This window comes from Kitasatospora sp. NPDC093558 (assembly GCF_040683475.1).
Classification (GTDB): domain Bacteria; phylum Actinomycetota; class Actinomycetes; order Streptomycetales; family Streptomycetaceae; genus Kitasatospora.
The window spans coordinates 1-18,652 of sequence record NZ_JBFBDY010000100.1; the positions used below are offsets into that span (position 1 = coordinate 1).

Genomic DNA, 18,652 nt, shown 5'->3' on the forward strand with positions numbered 1-18,652 from the left:
CGGGAAGTCGGCCGGACCGACTTCCCGCGCACGCCGGGCACCGGGTGACGGAGACATGGCCGGAAACCAGCCACCCACGCCCACCGCCTCAGGGCCCCACCCCACAGTCGGCCCGCCCGAGTGATGCCCGGCCGCCGCCACCAAGCCCGCCGCTCCCGCAACCTGCCACCCGGCCAGGCCCGGACGTCCTGCCCACCCGATGACGCCCGGCTGCCGGCATCGCGTCCGCCCGGCAGCTGCGCCCGACCACCCGCCCGGCACCCCTACCGCCAGGGATCAGCCTCCGCCAGGGCCATCACCTCCGCCCGGTCGTAGCGGCCGTCCTGGGCCCGGGTCAGGCCGCCCTTCGCCGCGGCGGCTTCCAGGCGGGCGGCGGACCAGCCCAGTTCCTCGGCCGCCTCCGCCGCCGAGAGGCTCTCCGCCATCCGCTGCCGCAGCAGCTCGGCGGCGGCCTCGGCCTCCGTCTCGGCGCGGCGGCGCCGCTCGGTGACGGCCTCCTCGACGGCGGCCTCCGGCACCGCCGCCAGTGCCTCGCGGCTGTAGGTGGGGTGGCCGCGGAACTCGCCGGAGGCCACGAGCGCCCCGGCCTCGGCGAGGCGGCGGATGTCGTCGGCGGTCACCGGGAGGCCGGTGGTGTGGCCCAGGGCGACGGCCGCCTTGCCCGCGCCAACCCGGGGCACGGCGCCGAGCGCGGCAATGAACTCGGCGGCGCGGGCCCGCAGCCCGGCCTCCGTCGCGGCCGACCAGGACCGGCCGTCGACGTCCGGTTCGGGGATCAGCCCGCGTCTGCGCGCCTCGTCGAACTGCCAGCGCACCAGCCCGAGCCGGCGGCGCAGGACCTCGGGCCCGTAGGCCTCGCGCTCGCGGGCCGTCTCCTGGGCGAGCTTCGCCGCCCGTTCCGCGACGTCCGCCGCCAGCGCCGCCGCGAGGTCGGCGCGGCGCTCCAGCAGCGGCTCCACGGCCGCCCGGGACCACCGCCGGTCCTCGATGTCCGGCGGCGGCACCAGGCCGAGGTGCCTGGCCCGCTCGAACAGGCGGTACGTCAACTCCAGTTCGTTGGCGAGCACGACGGGCCCGTACTCGCTGCGCGGCGCGTTCATCAGGTCCTCCCCCGGGTTCGATGTCGGCGCTCAGCCTGGCACGCGCCCCTGACGCCCGATCACGTCACGACCGCCGTCCCCCTGCCGAACGGCACACGCCAAGACCGCACTTGACGCCACTTGCCGCCATCTGACGCCCCGCGCCCCCGGATTACCCCCCATCCGGCACAGCGCAACCGCACCCCCGTGCGCGCTACGCCTCGCGGTGCTCCCCGTGCCGGACGGCCCAGAGCGCCGCCTGGGTGCGGTCCGCGAGGTCCAGCTTCATCAGGATGTTCGACACGTGCGTCTTCACCGTCTTCTCCGACAGGTGCAGGCTGCGCGCGATCTCCCGGTTGGAGCGCCCGTCCGCGATGTGCCCCAGCACCTCCCGCTCGCGCTCGGTGAGCGTCCCGCCCCGGCCCTGCGGCGCCCGCGGGCCGTCGTCGGAGAGGAGCGCCTCGGCGAGCTCGGGCTGGAGGAGGACGTGGCCGGCGTGCACCGAGCGGATGGCCCCGGCCAGCGCCTCCGGGTCGACGTCCTTGTAAACGTACCCGGCGGCGCCAGCCCGCAGCGCGGGGACCATCGTGCGGTGCTCGGTGAAGCTGGTGACGATCAGGATCCGGGCCCGGCTGCCCTCCCCCTTGAGCGTGCGCAGCGCCTCGATCCCGTCGACGCCGGGCATCTTGAGGTCCATCAGGACGACGTCGGGGTCGAGCTCCCGGGCCCGGGCGACGCCCTCGGCGCCGTCGGCGGCCTCGCCGACCACCTCGATGTCGTCCTGCACTTCGAGGAAGGTGCGCAGGCCGCGCCGCACGACCTGGTGGTCGTCGACGAGCAGGACGCGGATCGACGGTGTGGTGTCAGGCACCGGGGACCTCCATCTCGACGAGCGTGCCCCTGCCGGGGGCGGATTCCAGGGTGAGCCGGCCGCCGACGGCGGCGGCGCGGTCGCGCATCGACGCCAGGCCGAGGTGCTTGCCGGCCCGGCGGACGGACTCCGGGTCGAACCCGCGCCCGTCGTCCCGCACCTGCAGGACGGCCCCGCGCTCCGGCGTGCCGAGCAGCGTGACGGTGACGCGCCGGGCGCCGGAGTGGCGCAGCGCGTTGTGCAGCGCCTCCTGGGCGACGCGCAGCAGCGCGGCCTCCTGGGCGGGCGGCAGGGCGCGGACGCCGTCGGCGGCGAAGGCGACGTCGGCGGTGTGGGCGCGGTCGAGCACCTGGACCTGGGAGGCGAGGGTGGCGCTGAGCCCGTCCTCCTCCAGGGCGGCGGGCCGCAGTTCGACGACGACGGCGCGGAGTTCGTCGGCGGCCTCGGCGGCGAGCCGGGCGACCTCGGCGAGTTCGGCGCGGGCGCGGGCCGGGTCGCGGTCGACGAGCTTGGCGGCCGCCTTGGCGGTGAGGCGCAGCGAGAAGAGCTTCTGCGAGACGGCGTCGTGCAGGTCGTGGGCGATGCGGGCGCGTTCACCGGCCAGGGTGAGTTCCCGGCTGCGCTCGTAGAGGCGGGCGTTGGAGAGGGCGAGGGCGGCGTGCGCGGCGAGGATCCGCAGCAGTTCCTCGTCGTGGTCGGTGAACAGGCCGCCGCCGCGCTTGTTGGCGAGGAAGATGACGCCGGTGACCTGCGGTTCGTCCTCGGCGGCGTCGGTGTCGAGGACGGGCATGCCGAGGAAGGCGTCCATCTCGGGGTGCGCGGCGGGCCAGCCGCCGAACGCGGGGGCCGTGCGGACGTCGGCGAGCCGGGTGGGCCCGGTCTCGTGGAGCATCTTGGCGAGGACGCCGTGCTGGCGGGGCAGCGGGCCGATGGCGTGCCACTGTTCGTCGGTGATGCCGTCGACGACGAACTGGGCGAAGCCGCCGTGGTCGTCGGGGACGCCGAGGGCCGCGTACTCGGCGCCGAGCAGTTCGCGGGCGGAGGCGGTGATGCGGCGCAGCACCTCGCGGACCTCCAGGTGCTTGCTCATCGCGAGCAGCGCCCGGCTCACCGCCTCGATGCCGGCCAGGCAGGGGTCGCAGACGGGCGGCCGGTCGTGGTGCGGGTGGCCGACCGGTATCCGGCCGTCGGGGAGGGGACCGGCCGCCGGGCGGTGGTCACTGGGCGCGCTGGGCATACCGCCAACCTACCGCCGCCCCCGGGGCCCCCGCGTCCGTCCACAGCCGCCCCAGGAGCAGGTCCGGGGACCTAGGACCTCTCTTCACAACAAGGACCTGGGCCCGGAACGGACGACGGGCGGCCCTCCCTCTCGGGAGAGCCGCCCCTCGTCCGGGCGATCGCCGTGGGCGTCAGCCCTTCTGCATGACCTCGGGCTCGTGCCGGCGCTGGAGGCGCGTCACGATGATGCCGATGACGACCGAGATGGCGACCAGCACGCCGGCGTCGATCGCCCACTGGGCGACGGTGTGCTTCCACAGCGGGTCGTAGTCCGGGTGCTGGAAGTCCTTGTTCCAGGGGCCCATGAGGTGCGACAGGTCGAGCGTGGTGGCGACGATGCCGGTGCCCCAGCGGGCCGGCATCAGCCAGGCGACCTGCTCCAGGCCGGGCTTGCTGAAGATCTGGAAGAGGCAGCCGGTGAAGACGACCTGGACGATGGCGAACATGACCAGCAGCGGCATGGTCTTCTCGGCGGTCTTGACGAGCGCGGAGATCATCAGGCCGAACATCATCGCGGCGAAGCTCAGCAGGATCATGCCGATCGTCATCTCGATCATCGGCGTGTTCTTGACCAGCAGGCCGCCGTGCTCGGGCAGCTTGCGCGGCAGGAAGCCGACGGCGGAGATGATCGCGCCCTGGATCACGCTGAAGATTCCCAGCACGATGATCTTGGACATCATGTACGCCGAGCGGGACAGGCCGGTGGCCCGTTCCCGTTCGTAGATCGCCCGTTCCTTGATCAGCTCACGGACCGAGTTGGCCGCGCCGGAGAAGCAGGCGCCGATCGCGAGGATCAGCAGGATCGTCGCGGCCCCGTTGTTGAGGCCGAGCTGCGACTTCGGGTTGGGCGCGAGCCCCGGTGCGTTGGGGATCAGCACGCTGACCCCGCCGATGACCGCGGGCAGCAGCACCGACAGCGCGAGGAAGCCTCGGTCCGAGGCGAGCACCGACATGTAGCGGCGCATCAGGGTCCACAGCTGCGAGCCCCAGCTCTGCGGCTTCGGCGGCTTGATGGCCTCCTGGGCGACCTGGACGTGCTGCACCTCGCCCGCGTCGACGGTCGGGGCGGAGTACTGCTGGTAGTGCACCGAACCGCGGTAGCGGCCGGCCCAGTCGTGGTCCGGGTAGTTCTCGAAGGCCTGGAAGACGTCCGCCCAGGTCTCGTAGCCGAAGAAGTGCAGCGCCTCGTCCGGCGGGCCGAAGTAGGCCACCGAACCGCCCGGCGCCATCACCAGCAGCCGGTCGCAGAGCGCGAGTTCGGCCACCGAGTGGGTGACGACGAGGATCGTGCGGCCGTCGTCGGCCAGGCCGCGCAGCATCTGCATGACCTCGCGGTCCATGCCCGGGTCGAGGCCCGAGGTGGGCTCGTCCAGGAAGATCAGCGACGGCTTGGTGAGCAGCTCCAGGGCGACCGAGACGCGCTTCTGCTGGCCGCCGGAGAGCGCGGTGATCTTGTTGTCGGCGCGCTTGTCCAGGCGCAGCTCGTACAGCACCTCGTCGATCCGGGCCTCGCGCTCGCGGGCCTCGGTGTCGCCGGGGAAGCGCAGCTGGGCCGCGTACTTGAGGCCCTTGCGGACGGTCAGCTCGCGGTGCAGGATCTCCGACTGCGGCACCAGGCCGATGCGGGAGCGGAGTTCGGCGAACTGCTTGTAGAGGTTGCGGCCGTCGTACAGCACCTCGCCGCGGTCGGCCGGGCGGTAGCCGGTGAGGGCGCGCAGCAGGGTCGACTTGCCGGAGCCGGACGGGCCGATGACGGCGACCAGGGACTTCTCCGGGACGCCGAAGCTGACGTCGTTGAGCAGGATCTTCTTCGCGCCCTTGTGCTCGACCTCGACGGTCAGGTGGCGGGCGGAGAAGGAGACCGCGCCGTCGTCGACGAACTCCTGCAGCTGGTCGCCGACCAGCACGAAGCTGGAGTGGCCGACGGTCAGCCGGTCCTGCGGGCCCATCAGCTGGCGCTGCACCTGCTGGCCGTTGAGGAAGATGCCGTTGTGGCTGCCGAGGTCGACGATCTCGTAGCGGCCGTCGGGCAGTTGGCGCAGCTCGGCGTGGTGGCGCGAGACCTGGAGGTCGGAGACGACGATGTCGTTGTCGAGCGCGCGGCCGATCCGGACGGTGCGCATGCCCGCCGTCAGGCTGCGGATCATCGTCGGCTGCGGGCCGCCGCCACCGTGCTGCGGCTGGGACGGGAAACCCTGCTGCTGAGCGGGGAGCCCCTGCTGCTGCGGGAACGGCGGCTGCGCGCCCTGCTGCGGGAAGCCGCCCTGCTGCTGCGCGGCCCACGGCTCGGACTGCTGCTGGTACGGGTCCTGGGCCTGCTGCCCCCACGCCTGCTGCTGCGCGGGCGGCTGCTGCTGCGCCGGCGCGTTGCTGCGGCTGGTGGCGGCCTCGTGCCAGGCAGGTGTCTGCGGGGCGGCGGCCTGGACGGGTGCGGAGAAGGAGAGCCGAGGGCCGTTCTCCGGGTTGCCGAGGTTGACGACGGCGCCCGGGAACAGCTGGGCCTGCAGGGTGCGGGCACCGGCGACGTACGTGCCGTTGGTGCTGCCGTGGTCGTCCAGCTGCCAGCCGGACCCGTTGAAGGACATGGTCCCGTGGTGCCAGGAGACCCGCGCGTCGTCGAACGGGAAGTCCGACTGCGGGTTGCGCCCGATGGTGTAGGACCGCCCGGGCTCCAGAGTCCGCTGCTGTCCGTTGATCTCAATGACGAGTTGCGGCACTGCTCGCCTGCCCCGCTCTCTCGGTCCCCCGATTGTGTCCCCCGGCCGGGGGTGCCTACTTCTGAACTGACGGGGGGAATCATTCCAGCCGACGGACCGCTGACGAAAGTCGCCCCTGGGGACTGTGACCAGGCGGCAACGATTCGCGGACCACCCGGTGTCCCCGGCTCCGCCGCACCACCACGCCACCTGCACGTCGGCCGGTCGGGGCGCACACACTCCGGGCACCGCCGACCCGGGCGTCCGGGGGGTGGGACGGGTGTCCTGCGGCCCCTTCCCGGCGGGTAGCGTGGGACTCACCATGAACGCATCGCCCTTGGCCGCTGAGCCTTCCCCCGCCTCGCAGCCCCGGACCGAGGACGAGCGCACCCTGCTCGTCAAGGTGTTCGGCAAGGACCGCCCCGGCATCACGGCCGGCCTGTTCGCCACCCTGGCCGGCTTCGGCGTCGACGTGATCGACATCGAGCAGGTCGTGACGCGTGGCCGGATCACGCTGTGCGCCCTGGTCACCCCGCCCACCGCGCCCGGCGCCGAGGGCGGCCTGCGGGCCACCGTGCACCGCTGGGCGGAGGAGCAGAAGCTCCAGGCCGAGATCATCTCCGGCATCGGCGACAACCGGCCGCGCCGCGAGGGCCGTTCGCACGTGACGGTGCTGGGCCACCCGCTGACCGCCGCCGCGGTCTCCGCGCTGACCTCCCGGATCACCGCGGCCGGCGGCAACATCGACCGCGTCTTCCGCCTCGCGAAGTACCCGGTGACGGCCGTCGAGCTGGCCGTGTCCGGTGTCGCGCCCGAGGAACTGCGCGGCGAGCTGGCCCAGGAGGCGGCGACCCAGCGGGTCGACGTCGCCGTGGTCGCGGCCGGTCTGGAGCGCCGCGCCAAGCGCCTCATCGTGATGGACGTCGACTCCACCCTCATCCAGGACGAGGTCATCGAGCTCTTCGCGGCCCACGCGGGCTGCGAGGAGGAGGTCGCCCAGGTGACGGCGGCCGCGATGCGCGGCGAGCTGGACTTCGCCGAGTCGCTGCGCGCCCGGGTGGCGCTGCTGGCCGGGCTGGACGCCTCGGTGACGGAGAAGGTGCGCTCGGAGGTCCGCTTCACGCCGGGGGCGCGAACCCTGATCCGCACGCTGCAGCGCCTGGGCTTCCAGGTGGCGGTCGTGTCCGGCGGGTTCACCCAGGTCACCGACCACCTGGTGGAGCAGCTGGGGCTGGACTTCGCGGCGGCCAACACCCTGGAGGTGGTGGACGGGAAGTTCACCGGCCGGGTGGTCGGCGAGATCGTGGACCGCGCGGGCAAGGCCCGCTGGCTGGCCCGGTTCGCCGAGCAGGCCAAGGTGCCGCTGGAGCAGACGGTCGCGATCGGCGACGGCGCCAACGACCTCGACATGCTGAACGCGGCCGGCCTCGGGGTGGCGTTCAACGCCAAGCCGGTGGTGCGCGAGGCCGCCCACACCGCGGTGAACGTGCCGTTCCTGGACACCGTGCTGTACCTGCTCGGCATCACCCGCGAGGAGGTCGAGGCGGCGGACGCCGTCGACGGCAGCCCGACCGAGTAATCCCTCGAACGCCCGTGGGGGCGTACGGAGACGCAGCTGAGGGGCGCGCGGACCGAGTCCACGCGCCCCTCAGCTCTCACGTCCGCTTCGCGTGCTCGGAGCGTCCGCTTCGCGTGCTCGGAGCGTCCGCTTCACGTGCTCGGAGCGACCGCGGAACGTCAGTCCTGCGGCGTGTGGTACGAGACGAGCTCGGCCACGCCCGGCTCGACGTCCTTCCAGGAGCCGCCGAAGCTGAGCACCGCGATCGCCGCCGTGGGGAAGCCGCCGAGCCGCAGCCGGTCCAGTGCGTCCGGGTCGCCCGCATCGCCGGCCAGCACCTGGGTCAGGCCCAGCACGCCCGGGTTGTGCCCGACCAGCACGACGTCCACGTACTCCTCCGGAGTCTCGTGGAGGACGGCGATGATCTCGCCCGGGCTGGCCTCGTAGATCCGCTCCTCGTACACCGTCTTGCGGGTCCGCTTGGGCAGCTCGTGCGCCGCCAGCTTCCACGTCTCGCGGGTGCGCAGGGCGGTGGAGCAGAGCACGAAGTCCGGGTTGATCCCGGAGTCGGCGAGCCAGCGGCCGGCGTCCGGGGCCTGGTTGCGGCCCCGGTCGGCCAGCGGCCGCTCGTGGTCGTCGACGCCGTTGGGCCAGTCGGCCTTGGCGTGGCGGAGAACGATGATCCTGCGGGGCGTGTCGGCGCTCATACCCAGCAAGCTTGGCAGAAAAGCCGTCCGGGGGCGCGATGCTCCCGGTTGCCGCCACCCGCAGGGGTGGCAGGTGCCATCATGCGCCGTTCACCGGGGGTTCTCCCGCCGGACGGCATGGTCGCGGGGGCGGTCAGCCCATGCTCGCGGCGATGGTGGCGATGATCGCCACGAGCACCACGATGCCGGCGAAGGCCAGGGCGATGCGGCCGAGCTGCTTGCGGCCGTCGGTCGGGTTCGGTTCGAGAACGGGCATGTCCGGAATTCTCCCACCCCGGACGCGCCCGCCCGCCGCCGCCCCCTCGCCCTTGGCCGGCCCTTGACCTTCCCGAACCATGCGCCGACTCCGGGCCCTCGCCCTGCGGCCAACCGGACGAGGACCCCGCGAGACCCCGGGGACGCTAGCCCTTGGCCCCGGCCGCCACCTTCGGCGCCACGGCCTCGTCCTCGATGTGCCGGGCCATCGCCGCCCGCAGGCCGAACAGCATCTGCGGCACCAGCAGCAGCGCGAGGAAGCCGAGCGGCCAGTACCACTGGCCCGTCACCTGGTAGATCCTGCCGATCAGGATCGGGCCCGGGATGGAGATCAGGTAGCCGGCGCCCTGGGCGAACGCGGACAGCTGGGCGACGCCGCCCGCGGTCCGGGCGCGCAGCCCGATCATCGTCAGCACCAGCGGGAACGCGCAGTTGGACAGGCCCACCAGGACGGCCCACACCCACGGCAGCGCGGCCGGGGCGAGCGCGAGGCCCGCGTACCCGGCGATGCCGAAGGAGGCCAGCACGACGACGAACAGCCGCTGGTCGCCGCGCCGGGCGGCCAGGTTCGGCAGGACGAAGGAGACCGGCACGCCGATCACCATGGTCACCGCGAGCAGCACGCCGGAGGTGCCCTTGTCGATGCCGGCGTCCTGGAAGATCTTCGGCAGCCAGCCCATGACCACGTAGGCGCCGGTGGCCTGGAGGCCGAAGAAGCAGGCCATCGCCCAGGCCGTGCGGCTGCGGGTGATCGGCAGCTTGCCGGCGGCGGGCCCGCCCGCCTTGTCGCCGCGCTCGCGCCTGGTCAGGGCGACGACGGTCCAGAGCACCAGTGCCACCGCGCCGAGGACGGCCCAGACGCCGAGGCCGTAGCGCCAGTCGCCGCCGAGCGCGCTGGTCAGGGGCACGGTGACGGCGGCGGCCAGCGAGGTGCCGGCCGACAGCGCCATGGAATACAGGCCGATCATCGGACCGACCTTGGCCGGGAAGTAGCGCTTGATCACCACCGGGATCAGCACGTTGGAGACCGCCACACCGGCCAGGGCGAGCGCGGTGAGCAGCAGGAAGACCGCGGTGCCGCCGGCGAAGGAGCGGGCCAGCACGCCCGCGGTGATCGCGCCCATGCCCGCGGTGATCACCGCGATCGGGCCGATCCGGCGGGCCATGGTGGGCGCGGCGAAGCCGAACAGGCCGAAGCACAGCGAGGGCACGGCGGTGAGCAGGCCGGCGACCGTGGGGTTCATCCCGAGGCCGGCGCGGACCTGGTCGAGCAGCGGCCCGAGGCTGGTGACAACGGGGCGCAGGTTGAAGGCGGCGGCGGCGATCGCGACGGCGAACAGCGCGACGGCGAAGGGGCTGGGGGTGGCGGCGGGCCGCTCGGTCTGCGGCCGGACCTCGGTTCGTGGGGTGGTGGTGGTGGTGGTGTCTGCTGCGGGAGGCATGTGCACCATCATAGAATGATGGGATGAATTGACGCACCACGGAATTGGCATGATGTGCCGACCGTTCATCCACCGGCCCGCCGGAGTCCACCGGGCCCCGTCCACCGCCGCCCCGAAGCCGCTAGGAGTCCCCGTGGCGCTGTCCTCGCCGAGGCGCACCCCGCTGTCCGACCAGGTGATCGCGCAGCTGCGCGCCCAGATCACCTCCGGCGAGTGGCCGGTGGGCTCGCGCATCCCGACCGAGGCCGCACTGGTCGAACAGCTCGGCGTCGCCCGCAACACCGTCCGCGAGGCCGTCCGCGCCCTGGCCCACAACGGGCTGCTCGACATCCGCCAGGGCTCCGGCACCTACGTCCTCGCCACCAGCGAGCTGGCCGGCGTCATGCACCGCCGCTTCGCCGACGCCGACCAGGCGCAGGTCGCCGAGCTGCGCGCGGCCCTGGAGACCTCCGCCGCGGGCCTCGCCGCCGTCCGCCGCACCCCGCGCGACCTCGGCCTGCTGGACGCCGCGCTGGCCCGCCGCGAGGCCGCCTGGCACTCCGGCGACGCGGAGGACTTCGTCCAGGCCGACGCCGCCTTCCACCAGGCCGTCGTCGCCGCCGCCCACAACGACGTGCTGGCCGCCGTCTACGCCGACCTCGGCGAGGTGACCCGCGCCCACCTGCGCCACGACGTCGGCCCCGAGCTGATCGCCGAGCGCTACATCGGCCACGACACGATCCTCGACGCGATCCGGGCCGGCGACGCCCAGCGCGCCTCCGTCGAGGCCGGCCGCGCGATCGGGGCCTGCGGCGCCGCCGACGCCTGAACGACGGCCCCGGACACGAGAAACGCCGCTGCCCGGCACCCCCGCGGAGGGGGTGCCGGGCAGCGGCGGCAGCGGATCAGGCGCCGATGGCGTGCAGACCGCCGTCGACGTGGATGATCTCGCCGGTGGTCTTCGGGAACCAGTCCGACAGCAGCGCGACGACACCGCGGCCGGCCGGCTCCGGGTCGCTCAGGTCCCACTTCAGCGGGGAGCGGTGGTTCCAGGTGTCGGCCAGGTCACCGAAGCCCGGGATGGACTTGGCGGCCATCGAGCCGATCGGGCCCGCCGAGATCAGGTTGCAGCGGATGTCCCGCTCGCCCAGGTAGCGGGCCAGGTAGCGGTTGGTCGACTCCAGGGCGGCCTTGGCCGGGCCCATCCAGTCGTACTGCGGCCACGCGTACTGCGCGTCGAAGGTCAGGCCGACGACCGAGCCGCCGTCCTGCATCAGCGGCAGCAGCGCCATGGTGAGCGACTTCAGCGAGTACGCCGAGACGTGCATCGCGGTGGCCACGGACTCCCACGGGGTGTCCAGGAAGTTGCCGCCCAGGGCGTCCTGCGGGGCGAAGCCGATCGAGTGGACGATGCCGTCCAGGGTCGGCAGGGTCTCGCGGACCTGGTCGGCGATGCCGGCCAGGTCCTCCGGGCTGGAGACGTCCAGCGACAGCACCTTGACCGGGTTCGGCAGCTTCTTGGCGATGCGCTCGGTCAGGCTCGGACGGGGGAAGGCGGTGAGGATGATCTCGGCGCCCTGCTCCTGGGCCAGCCGCGCGGTGTGGAAGGCGATGGAGGACTCCATCAGCACACCGGTGATCAGGATCCGCTTGCCCTCGAGGATTCCACTCATGCTCAGTGACCCATGCCCAATCCGCCGTCGACGGGAATGACGGCTCCGGTGATGTACGCGGCCTCGTCCGAACCGAGGAACCGCACGGTGGACGCGACCTCGGCGGGCGCCGCGTAGCGGCCCAGCGGCACGCCCGAGACGATCTCCGCGCGGCGCTCGTCGCTGAGCACGGCGGTCATGTCGGTGTCGACGAAGCCGGGGGCGACCACGTTGACGGTGATGTTGCGCGGGCCGAGCTCGCGCGCCAGCGACCGGGCGAAGCCGACCAGGCCGGCCTTGGAGGCGGCGTAGTTCGCCTGGCCCGGCGAGCCGGAGAGGCCGACCACGGACGAGATCAGGATCACGCGGCCCTTGCGCGCCCGCATCATCAGCTTGGAGGCGCGCTTGACCACCCGGAACGTGCCGGTGAGGTTGGTGTCGAGGACGGACGTGAAGTCCTCCTCGGACATGCGCAGCAGCAGGGTGTCGTTGGTGATGCCCGCGTTGGCGACCAGCACCTCGACGCCGCCGTGCTTCTGCTCGATCTCGGTGAAGGCGGCGTCCACCTGCGCGGCGTCGGTGATGTCGCAGCGCACCGCGAGGACGTCGTACTTCGCCAGGGCCTCGGGCACCTCGCCCGAGCGGCTGGTGATGGCGACCTTGTCGCCCGCCTCGGCGAAGGCCAGGGCGATCGCGAGGCCGATGCCCCGGTTTCCTCCGGTGACGAGAACCGAGCGGCTCAACGATCCACCTCTCTCCGTAGGGGGAGCGCGTACAGCGGGATGCGCACGCAGTGTGACCGTATCCGGCGCCCGGCGTCGCCGACGAATCGTTCTCCCACAGCGCGTCGCCGAAGGAACTGTCGCAATCCGACAATCAGTGCCCGGACCTGCGCCGGAGCGCCCCCGCACGGGCCGGCCCCGCGCGCGGGCGGGAACACTCGGGCCGGTGCGCCCGTTCCCACCCGTGGTACGGGACGACCCGGGGCCGGCCGTACCCTCTCCCCGAAACAGTCCCGGCGAGGAACGAAGAGGCAGGGCGCATGACCAAGGCACAGCCCGGGAGAACCCACCGACGCGGACGGCTGCTGGCCCTGACCGCCCTGGCCGCGGTCGCGGGCGCCGCCGCCTGGTCGCTGCGCGACCTCCCGGCCGCGTTCGGGCGCCGGCCGGACGGCGAGCGCGAGGAGCGCGTGCGCGACTCCCCCCAGTACCGCGACGGCGTCTTCCACAACGCGCCGTCCACCCTCGCCCGCGCGTCGTCCGCCCCCGACATCGACGCCGACACCGTCCGCCGCATGATCTTCCAGCGCGAGCACCGCGTCCCGGCGCACCCGGTGCCGGTCGTGCGCCAGGCCGACGGTCCGCGCCCGGCCGCCGAGGGCGTCGAGATCACCTGGTACGGGCACGCCTCCGCGCTCGTCGAGATCGAGGGCTCGCGCGTCCTGCTCGACCCGATCTGGAGCGACCGCTGCTCCCCCTCCGCGCACGTCGGCCCCAAGCGGCTGCACCCCGTGCCGGTCGCGCTGGAGGAGCTCCCGCAGGTCGACGCCGTGCTGATCTCGCACGACCACTACGACCACCTCGACATGGCGACGGTCAAGCGCCTGGTGCGCACCCAGTCCGCGCCGTTCGCGGTGCCGCTCGGCATCGGCGGCCACCTGCGCCGGTGGGGCGTGCCCGAGCACCGGATCATCGAGCTGGACTGGGACGAGACCTGCACGCTCGGCGAGCTCGTGCTCACCCTCACCTCCGCGCACCACTTCTCCGGCCGCGGCCTGACCCGCAACACCACCCTGTGGGGCTCCTGGGTGATCGCCGGCCCCACCCGCAAGGTCTTCTACACCGGCGACTCCGGCTACTTCGAGGGCTACGCCCGGATCGGCGGGGAGCACGGCCCGTTCGACGCCGCCCTCGTCCAGATCGGCGCCTACGACGCGGCCTGGGCGGACATCCACATGACGCCCGAGGACGCCGTCCTCGCCCACCGGGACCTCGACGCCGGCCTCCTGGTGCCCGTCCACTGGTGCACCTTCAACCTCGGGCTGCACCCGTGGGCCGAGCCGGTCGAGCGGCTCCTGAAGGAGGCCAAGGCCCAGGCCGTGCAGCTCGCGGTGCCGCGCCCCGGCGAGCGCGTCGACGTCGACAACCCGCCCGAGCTGGACGGATGGTGGGAGACCGTCGCCTGACGACGCGCCGGATCGCCGTGTCGGCGCCGGGCAAATGCGCTGGCCGAAAGAGCGTGGACGGGCAATGATGCGGTGCGGGCGCCCCTGTGCGGCGCCGCACCGCCACCCCCGCGACCAGGGAGCCCGCTTGCCTCCGATCCCTCCGGCCGACCCCGCAGGCGCCGAGCACGTCCGCACCGTCGACCCGCTGTTCCTCGCCCTCCCGCTGCGCACCCTCGCCGACGCCGCGCTCACCCGCGCCCGTGAACTCGGTGCCGAGCACGCCGACTTCCGGCTGGAACGGGTCCGCAGCGCCTCCTGGCGGCTGCGCGACGCCCGCCCGGCCGGCACCTCCGACAGCGCGCAGCTCGGCTTCGCCGTGCGCGTGCTGCTGGACGGCGCCTGGGGCTTCGCCGCCGGGGTGGACCTCACCACCGCCGCGGCGGCCCGGGTCGCCGAGCAGGCCGTCGCGGTGGCCCGGCTGTCCGGCGGGATCAGCCGCGCGGCCGGTTCGGCCGAGCGGGTCGAGCTGGCGCCGGAGCCGGTCCACCGGGACGTCACCTGGGTCTCCTCCTACGAGGTGAACCCCTTCGACGTGCCGGACGCCGAGAAGACCGCGCTGCTCGCCGAGTGGAGCTCGCGGCTGCTGGGCGCCGAGGGGGTCTCGCACGTCCAGGCGAGCCTGCTGACCGTCCAGGAGAACAAGTTCTACGCGGACACCGCCGGCACCGTCACCACCCAGCAGCGCATCCGTCTGCACCCGACACTGGAGGCCACCTCGGTCGACGAGCGCACCGGCGCCTTCGACTCGATGCGCACCCTGGCCCCGCCGGTCGGGCGCGGCTACGAGTACCTGAGGGGCACCGGCTGGGACTGGGACGCCGAACTCGCCGAACTGCCCGTCCTGCTCGCCGAGAAGATGAAGGCCCCGAGCGTCGAGGCGGGCCGCTACGACCTCGTCATCGACCCGTCCAACCTCTGGCTGACCATCCACGAGTCGATCGGCCACGCCACCGAACTGGACCGCGCGCTCGGCTACGAGGCCGCCTACGCCGGCACTTCCTTCGCCACCTTCGACAAGCTCGGCTCGCTCCGGTACGGCTCCGAACTGATGCACGTCACCGGCGACCGCACCGCCGAGCACGGCCTGTCCACCATCGGCTACGACGACGAGGGCGTCGCCACCCAGTCCTGGGACCTCGTCAAGGACGGCGTCCTGGTCGGCTACCAGCTCGACCGCGGCATGGCGAAGCTGAAGGGCTTCGAGCGCTCCAACGGCTGCGCCTTCGCCGACTCCCCCGCCCACGTCCCGGTGCAGCGGATGGCCAACGTCTCGCTCCGGCCCGCGGCCGGCGGCCCGGCGACCTCGGGCCTGTTCGCCGGCGTCGAGAACGGCCTGTACATCGTCGGCGACCGCTCCTGGTCGATCGACATGCAGCGGTACAACTTCCAGTTCACCGGGCAGCGCGCCTACGCCATCAAGAACGGCGAACTCGCCGGCCAGGTCAAGGACTTCGCCTACCAGGCGACCACCACCGACTTCTGGGGCTCGATGGCCGCCGTCGGCGGCCCGCAGACCTACGTCCTCGGCGGCGCCTTCAACTGCGGCAAGGCGCAGCCCGGCCAGGTCGCGGCGGTCAGCCACGGCTGCCCGTCCGCGCTGTTCCGCAACGTCAACGTGCTCAACACCCAGCAGGAGGCGGGTCACTGATGACCGCGACGCAGCCCCACGAACTCGTCGAGCTCGCGCTCGGCCTCTCCCGCGCCGACGGTTGCGTGGTGATCGCCGACGAGGAGTCCACCGCCAACCTCCGCTGGGCGGGCAACTCCCTGACCACCAACGGCGTCACCCGTAGCCGCCGCCTCACCGTGATCGCCACCGTGGCCGGCGCCGAGGGCACCGCCTCCGGCGTGGTCTCCCGCGAGGCCGTCACCGCGGACGAGGTCGAGGGCCTCGTCCGGGCCGCCGAGGAGGCCGCCCGCGCCGCCGGACCGGCCGAGGACGCCCAGCCGCTGGCCACCGGCACGCCCTCCTCGCCGCACTTCGACCAGCCGCCCGCCGAGACCTCGATCGAGGTGTTCGACGCCTTCGGCCCGGCCCTCGGCGAGGCCTTCGCCCGCGCCGCCGCCCAGGACGAACTGCTCTACGGCTTCGCCCGGCACGAGGTCGTCTGCAGCTACCTGGGCACCTCGACCGGCCTGCGGCTGCGCCACGACCAGCCGACCGGCATGGTCGAGATCAACGCCAAGACCGCCGACCTGTCCGGCTCCGCCTGGGTCGGCGCCGCCACCCAGGACTTCGCCGACGTCGACGTCACGGCCCTGCACGCCGAGCTGACCAAGCGCCTGGGCTGGGGCGCCCGCAAGGTCGACCTCCCGGCCGGCCGCTACGAGACGCTGCTGCCGCCCTCGGCCGTCGGCGACCTCATGGTCTACCTGCACTGGTCCGCCGGCGGCCGGGACGCCCACGAGGGCCGCACGGTCTTCTCGAAGCCGGGAGGGGGCACCCGCGTCGGCGACAAGCTCGCCGCGCTGCCGCTGACGCTGCGCGCCGACCCGCGCGAACCCGGCCTGGAGGCCGTGCCGTTCGTCCTCACGCACGCCAGCGGCGGCGACGCCTCGGTGTTCGACAACGGCCTGCCGATCACCGCCACCGAGTGGATCCGCGAGGGCGTGCTGACCGACCTGGTCACCACCCGCCACGCGGCCGGCCTCACCGGCCTGCCGCTGCGCCCGTCCGTCGACAACCTGGTGCTGGAGACGGCCGGCCAGGACGCGGCACCGACGCTGGACGAGATGATCGCGCGCACCGAGCGCGGCCTGCTGCTCACCTGCCTCTGGTACATCCGCGAGGTGGACCCGGCGACGCTGCTGCTCACCGGCCTCACCCGGGACGGCGTCTACCTGGTCGAGAACGGCGAGGTGGTCGGCGCGGTCAACAACTTCCGGTTCAACGAGTCCCCGGTCGACCTGCTCGGCCGGATCACCGAGGCGGGCCGCACCGAGCGCTGCCTGCCGCGCGAGTGGAACGACTACTTCACCCGCACCGCGATGCCACCCGTGCGTGTCGCGGACTTCAACATGAGTTCGGTCAGCCAGGCCTCATAGCCACTGACCAACAGGGGGATACGAGAGACATGATGGACGAGAAGCGGCTGGTCAAGACGAGCAAGATGCTGTCGCGCATCCTGCGGCACGAGCCGGAACGGGTCGGGATCACCCTCGACGAGGCCGGCTGGGTCCGGGTCGACCTGCTCCTCGCCGCCCTCGCGGCGAAGGGCAACAAGCTGAGCAGGGCCGATCTGGACCACGTCGTGACGACGAACAACAAGCGCCGCTTCGGCTACTCGGCCGACGGCCTCTCGATCCGCGCCAACCAGGGCCACACGGTGGCGGTCGACCTCGGTCTGGCCGCCGCCGCGCCGCCCCCGGTGCTCTACCACGGCACCGCCGACCGCAACCTGGCGGCGATCTTCCACGAGGGCCTGCGCCCGATGGCCCGCCAGGACGTCCACCTCTCGGCGGACACCGAGACGGCCACCCGGGTCGGCTCCCGGCACGGCCGCCCGGTCGTGCTCACCGTGAACGCCGCCGCGATGGCCGCGGACGGCCACGAGTTCCGGATCAGCGAGAACGGCGTCTGGCTCACCGACGCCGTCCCCCCGCAGTACCTCTCCCGGCGGCCCTGACGGGCCCGTCGCGCGTGTCAGCCGCCCCGGTCTCGTCCTCGGCCGGGGTGCGGCGTACGGTGAATTGGCCGCGCGGCCAAGACGCGCGGGCGCTTGGACGAGGGCGGTAGGACATGGGCAAGAGCGCGGGCGGTGGGCAGGTCCACCGGATCACGGGGGCGCGCAGCGGCCTCACCGAGGACGTCCGCGGGCGGCAGCGCCGCTACGTGGCCTCGATGCTGCTGCGGACGGTCTGCGTGCTGCTGGCGGTGGTGCTGTGGGACGTGCAGCGCTGGCTGGCGTTCGCCGCGCTCGCGGGTGCCGTACTGCTGCCGTACTTCGCCGTACTGATCGCCAACGCCGGCCGGGAGCGGGCGCCGGGTCTGCCGAGCACCTTCGACATCCCGCTGGACACCCCGCTGATGCTCGGCCCCGGCGGTACGGGTGGGGCGGGAGCGGCGGCCGGTACAGGAGAGGCAAAGAAGTCTCCCACCGATTCTTCACAGAGCGGGAGCTGACTGCCCGGGTCCTCCGCGTTCGCGGTGGTTTGACTCGGAGAAAGCTCAAAAGAAGCTCAGATTAATCATGCAAGACCTCCCCAAACCCGGGTCTCGGCGTGACATACTGCGTACGCGCTCCGCATCCCCCGTCGGAGCGACGGACCGACGCCGGGCGGCTCCCCCCGTGGCTGCCCGGCGTCGCCATGCCCGCATCCGGACGGGCCCCGGGCTCCCCGGCCCCCGGTGCGCGGAAGGGCCCGTGAAACACTGGCGGTGCGAAGATTCCCCCGACAAGCACCCGCCAAGCCCCGAGGACGGCCCGATGGACACCCCGCAGACGCCGATCTGCTCCGCCAAGGGCTGCCGGGCGGACGCCCGCTGGGTGCTGGTGTGGAACAACCCCAAGCTGCACACCCCGGACCGCCGCAAGACCTGGCTCGCGTGCGACGAGCACCGCGAGCACCTGTCCCAGTTCCTGGGCGTGCGCGGCTTCCTCAAGGAGGTCGTCGCCTTCTCCGACTGGACCCCTACGGAGAGCTAGGGCGTGTCTTTCGGATCAGGCCGGGTGCCGCGACGCCAGGGCACGCACCTCGCCGCGTTGTCGTCGGTCGCCGATGCTCCGCATGGACTCCCTCCTCCGCCTTGCGATGCACGCACCCTGACGCCGCGTCCCTCCGACCTGATCCGAAAGACACGCCCTAGCCCCAATACCAGTGACTTAAGGTTTTGAGCCTCGTGGAGCCTTGGTCGGTTGGTTGATGGGAACGGTGCGGTAGTGCGGGGCGATGCTGACGGCTTCG

Annotated in this window: 17 protein-coding genes; 8 read left to right on the forward strand and 9 right to left on the reverse strand. The window is 73.1% G+C overall.

From position 1 onward, the window contains the following. Positions 1-263: 263 nt before the first annotated feature. The 4 genes from AB0O00_RS13215 to AB0O00_RS13230 form a co-directional block, all read right to left on the reverse strand. Positions 264-1,100, reverse strand: coding sequence for a hypothetical protein (locus tag AB0O00_RS13215; RefSeq protein WP_363651160.1), 837 nt, complete (start codon positions 1,098-1,100; stop codon positions 264-266). A gap of 193 nt (positions 1,101-1,293) precedes the next feature. Continuing rightward, positions 1,294-1,950: a response regulator transcription factor gene (locus AB0O00_RS13220; RefSeq protein WP_363651162.1), complete on the reverse strand. Its 657-nt coding sequence runs from the start codon at positions 1,948-1,950 to the stop codon at positions 1,294-1,296. Then, positions 1,943-3,040, reverse strand: coding sequence for a GAF domain-containing sensor histidine kinase (locus AB0O00_RS13225; RefSeq protein ID WP_363651186.1), 1,098 nt, complete (start codon positions 3,038-3,040; stop codon positions 1,943-1,945). Before AB0O00_RS13225 ends, AB0O00_RS13220 begins: the two co-directional genes overlap by 8 nt. 319 nt (positions 3,041-3,359) lie before the next feature. After that, entirely contained in the window at positions 3,360-5,945 is a 2,586-nt protein-coding gene (locus tag AB0O00_RS13230) for an FHA domain-containing protein (protein WP_363651164.1), read from the reverse strand. 301 nt (positions 5,946-6,246) lie between these two features. Here AB0O00_RS13230 and serB point away from each other — a divergent pair, with 301 nt between their 5' ends. Continuing rightward, positions 6,247-7,503, forward strand: coding sequence for a phosphoserine phosphatase SerB (gene serB / locus AB0O00_RS13235; protein ID WP_363651166.1), 1,257 nt, complete (start codon positions 6,247-6,249; stop codon positions 7,501-7,503). A 158-nt stretch (positions 7,504-7,661) separates the two neighbouring features. On the opposite strand, the gene AB0O00_RS13240 is transcribed toward serB, so the two are convergent. The 3 genes from AB0O00_RS13240 to AB0O00_RS13250 all read right to left on the reverse strand — a co-directional run bounded on the left by AB0O00_RS13240 (position 7,662) and on the right by AB0O00_RS13250 (position 9,886). Next, a complete protein-coding gene (locus tag AB0O00_RS13240; RefSeq protein WP_363651168.1) occupies positions 7,662-8,189 on the reverse strand; it encodes a histidine phosphatase family protein in 528 nt (175 codons plus the stop codon). Between the two features lie 133 nt (positions 8,190-8,322). Next, positions 8,323-8,445 (reverse strand): SGM_5486 family transporter-associated protein, encoded by a 123-nt coding sequence (locus AB0O00_RS13245; RefSeq protein WP_363651170.1) that lies wholly within the window; start codon positions 8,443-8,445, stop codon positions 8,323-8,325. A gap of 145 nt (positions 8,446-8,590) precedes the next feature. Next, positions 8,591-9,886 (reverse strand): MFS transporter, encoded by a 1,296-nt coding sequence (locus AB0O00_RS13250; RefSeq protein ID WP_363651171.1) that lies wholly within the window; start codon positions 9,884-9,886, stop codon positions 8,591-8,593. Positions 9,887-10,019: 133 nt separating this feature from the next. Here AB0O00_RS13250 and AB0O00_RS13255 point away from each other — a divergent pair, with 133 nt between their 5' ends. Then, positions 10,020-10,694 carry a FadR/GntR family transcriptional regulator gene (locus AB0O00_RS13255; protein ID WP_363651173.1) on the forward strand — a complete coding sequence of 225 codons (675 nt, stop codon included), beginning with the start codon at positions 10,020-10,022 and terminating at the stop codon, positions 10,692-10,694. 76 nt (positions 10,695-10,770) lie between these two features. On the opposite strand, the gene fabI is transcribed toward AB0O00_RS13255, so the two are convergent. Both fabI and fabG read right to left on the reverse strand, forming a co-directional pair. Beyond that, complete coding sequence (fabI, locus tag AB0O00_RS13260) at positions 10,771-11,538, reverse strand: enoyl-ACP reductase FabI (RefSeq protein ID WP_363651175.1); 768 nt, start codon at positions 11,536-11,538, stop codon at positions 10,771-10,773. Positions 11,539-11,540: 2 nt separating this feature from the next. Continuing rightward, positions 11,541-12,260, reverse strand: coding sequence for a 3-oxoacyl-[acyl-carrier-protein] reductase (gene fabG, locus AB0O00_RS13265; RefSeq protein ID WP_363651176.1), 720 nt, complete (start codon positions 12,258-12,260; stop codon positions 11,541-11,543). Positions 12,261-12,559: 299 nt separating this feature from the next. On the opposite strand from fabG, the gene AB0O00_RS13270 reads away from it, so the two are divergent. From AB0O00_RS13270 to AB0O00_RS13295, 6 genes are all read left to right on the forward strand, one after another. Then, entirely contained in the window at positions 12,560-13,705 is a 1,146-nt protein-coding gene (locus tag AB0O00_RS13270; RefSeq protein WP_363651178.1) for an MBL fold metallo-hydrolase, read from the forward strand. A 187-nt stretch (positions 13,706-13,892) separates the two neighbouring features. Next, positions 13,893-15,395 (forward strand): TldD/PmbA family protein, encoded by a 1,503-nt coding sequence (locus tag AB0O00_RS13275; RefSeq protein ID WP_363651188.1) that lies wholly within the window; start codon positions 13,893-13,895, stop codon positions 15,393-15,395. Next, a complete protein-coding gene (locus tag AB0O00_RS13280; protein WP_363651180.1) occupies positions 15,395-16,792 on the forward strand; it encodes a metallopeptidase TldD-related protein in 1,398 nt (465 codons plus the stop codon). Before AB0O00_RS13275 ends, AB0O00_RS13280 begins: the two co-directional genes overlap by 1 nt. Positions 16,793-16,824: 32 nt before the next feature. After that, positions 16,825-17,373 (forward strand): RNA 2'-phosphotransferase, encoded by a 549-nt coding sequence (locus tag AB0O00_RS13285; RefSeq protein WP_363651189.1) that lies wholly within the window; start codon positions 16,825-16,827, stop codon positions 17,371-17,373. Between the two features lie 113 nt (positions 17,374-17,486). Further along, positions 17,487-17,870 carry a DUF3099 domain-containing protein gene (locus AB0O00_RS13290; protein ID WP_363651182.1) on the forward strand — a complete coding sequence of 128 codons (384 nt, stop codon included), beginning with the start codon at positions 17,487-17,489 and terminating at the stop codon, positions 17,868-17,870. A 304-nt stretch (positions 17,871-18,174) separates the two neighbouring features. Beyond that, positions 18,175-18,393 carry a hypothetical protein gene (locus AB0O00_RS13295; RefSeq protein WP_363651184.1) on the forward strand — a complete coding sequence of 73 codons (219 nt, stop codon included), beginning with the start codon at positions 18,175-18,177 and terminating at the stop codon, positions 18,391-18,393. The last annotated feature ends 259 nt before the right edge of the window (positions 18,394-18,652 follow it).